Origin of the sequence: Rhodococcus sp. EPR-134, from assembly GCF_001647205.1 — a bacterium.
Classification (GTDB): Bacteria; Actinomycetota; Actinomycetes; order Mycobacteriales; family Mycobacteriaceae; genus Rhodococcus_F; species Rhodococcus_F qingshengii.
On sequence record NZ_LVCT01000097.1, the window covers coordinates 1 to 2,409 of the forward strand.

Annotated in this window: 3 protein-coding genes; all 3 read right to left on the minus strand. The window is 59.3% G+C overall.

Annotated features, from left to right (window positions below; all coding sequences use genetic code 11):
• Window positions 1-291: hypothetical protein (locus tag A2J01_RS04870; protein WP_442971553.1), on the minus strand; the 291-nt coding region annotated here is incomplete at its 3' end.
• Window positions 292-296: 5 nt separating this feature from the next.
• Complete coding sequence (locus A2J01_RS04875; RefSeq protein WP_052959768.1) at window positions 297-1,001, minus strand: hypothetical protein; 705 nt, start codon at window positions 999-1,001, stop codon at window positions 297-299.
• 744 nt (window positions 1,002-1,745) lie between these two features.
• A partial coding sequence (locus A2J01_RS04880; protein WP_156519163.1) for an AAA family ATPase occupies window positions 1,746-2,409 on the minus strand: 664 nt, incomplete at its 5' end.

Here is a 2,409-nt window from a genome sequence, read left to right on the forward strand (position 1 = left end):
GAGCTGGCTGGTGGTCAAACTGAAGTAGAAGTCCAGCTGTGCGTCGTAGTCGGCCTGTTCCTCGGGAGTGCCGGTCAGATAGGAGGCCGGCGCCTCGAAGTGGGCAGCGACGGTGGCCAGGACTTCGTTGTCTGGTGTGTCTGCACCGTCGAGCAACGCCTGTATGTCTGCCCTGCTGAGGGTTCGGCTCAGCGCGGCGCCAACTGCGGCTGCGACCGATTCTGCTGTGTCGGTACGTCCAGCCGAATTGGCTGCGTCGAACAGCTTCTGCACTCGCGCGGATAGACTCATGGCGCTCATTCTCCACCGCTCTCTGATGTGAACGGCTGGCTGATGTTCGATGGTTGTAGTGGTTGGTGATCGAACCACCGTTGCCGGAACCGATGTTCGGTGGCTGCATCTATGTTGACGCGGCGATGGGCCAACCAGCGTAGGTACAGGCGGTCTTCGAGATCTGTCGGATCTGCACCTTGTCGTTCCGCGGGTTGGTTGAGATGAGTGCCGAAGATGAGATCCAGATTCGGCGGCGGTGGATGATCGGGGCCCGCGTTCCGCTCGAACAAGTCGATGACTTTGATCAGGGTGAGTCTGGAAACGACGGCGGAGAGCTCCGCGAAGGAACTCTTGACGTCGTCCGAAGGGGAGTCGAGATCGAGTAGCGCCATGTTGAGTGTGTCCGTGGCACGTATCAGGGACGTGAGATCGACGATCGGCACCGCGACCTCGTTGGGGCCAAAACGTAAGGCTTCCCCTTGGGAGGAGAGCGGTGTTGGCTCACCGCCGCTGAGTGCTCGCGATGCGCTGCCTGGCACCCATTGCAGTGCGGTGTCGAGCTTTTCAAGCGTTGAGCTGTGCATTCGGGCGTCCGAGTCGCCTGATTCGATCGCTGCGAGTTTGGTGTCGGAGGGGCCACCGTTCTGCTGCACTTGCTTGCGATTGAGCCCGAGAGCTGACCGTCGCTTGGCGACGATGTCTCCGAATCGCTTCTCAGGGCTGGTCACCGCCGAAACTTTACCTTGCGGGCCAACTTATCCCAACCGGAATCGCCCATCTTTGGCCGCGGGCGTCGTCAGGGTGGTGGGGTGAATTCTAAAATTGTTGGGTGACGGCATAATTCGACGTAGATTTAATGCAAGGTTTAAGCACATAAGTTGTAGATTTGTTGGCTTGCAAACCCAATTTTGTTCGGCTAGGTTTTCGAGACATCGGAGATGCGCACCGCGGCGGCAAACGCCAACTGCATCTAGCCACGTACTCGGCACGCCGAATACGAGTGTTATTGCAGGTAGAAGTGAAGCGGTCGGGCCCAGCCAGGAAACTGGCGGGCCCGACCGCTTTTCTGCGTCTAATTCTGAAGGGAGTGCCCACTCATCAATTGGGCTAGATGTCTCATCAAAAAGTACTAGGACCTTAGTCCTCACTTCAAAAGGATGTAACGCTCCTTTAGACGGCTCATCACGGCTTGGGCCCCGCCGAGCCAAACGAACACCGACACCAGATTCAAGCGGTCGTACGAACCAGAGATCGTGCGACACCGACGCCGACTGCCCTACGATGGTGTTGCAGCACGATGGCACCTTTCGGTGCTGGTGCGCACGACAGATCGACGCAAACCCTCCGCGTCGTCGGTCGTGGCTCGTTGTAGTCGCACGTGGTCGGTGTGAGGCCCGGCCACGGATCGCGGACTCTTCGATGCACCTCGGGGCGCTGCGGGGAGCATTCCCTGCAGCGCCCTGCCGGCTTTCTTAGAGTGACCGTGCCTGCAACGGTTCAGGGACATCAATACCCAGTCCGAGTTCTGTCGTGAGCAGAGACTGCAACTTCATCCGCTGTTCCCCATCCGGGCATTCGCCCAACATTGCGCACGCAGCGAAATGCTCATCGAACACCATCGTGAGATCACGCGCTTTGATCAGAGATCGCATCGACGGAACCCAACGGCGAATGCCATTGGCGGCTTCGCCGTCAGCCAGAGTGTGCAGATGCTGAGCCACCTCGATGAACCCTGCGGGAATATCGAGTTTCGAGGCGGCCTTGAGGTCCACAGGTACGTGCAGTTCAAACGCCGACCTGTCCCGGATTGGGCTGGTCACCCCGAACCCGATACCGGGATTGAGGTTGATGATCACGCAGAATCCTTCTGCCGCCGTAATAACCTGCTCGTCGGGGCGGTCGAGCACCGTCAAGGTCCGTCGGTGATCGAGAACAGGGAGCAGCGTGGCCTGCACGCCCGACGGCATCCACCCGAAATCATCGAGCAATAGTGGTCGGCCAGTGAGCATCGCTGTCACCAGAGCGCCGTCGACGTACCGGAACACGCCTGCCTCGCCAGGCACTGGGAGGTACTGCCCGACCAAGTCTTGGAAAGTCATTCCGTCGTAGCAGGCGATGGTAAGGAGATGGTCGCCG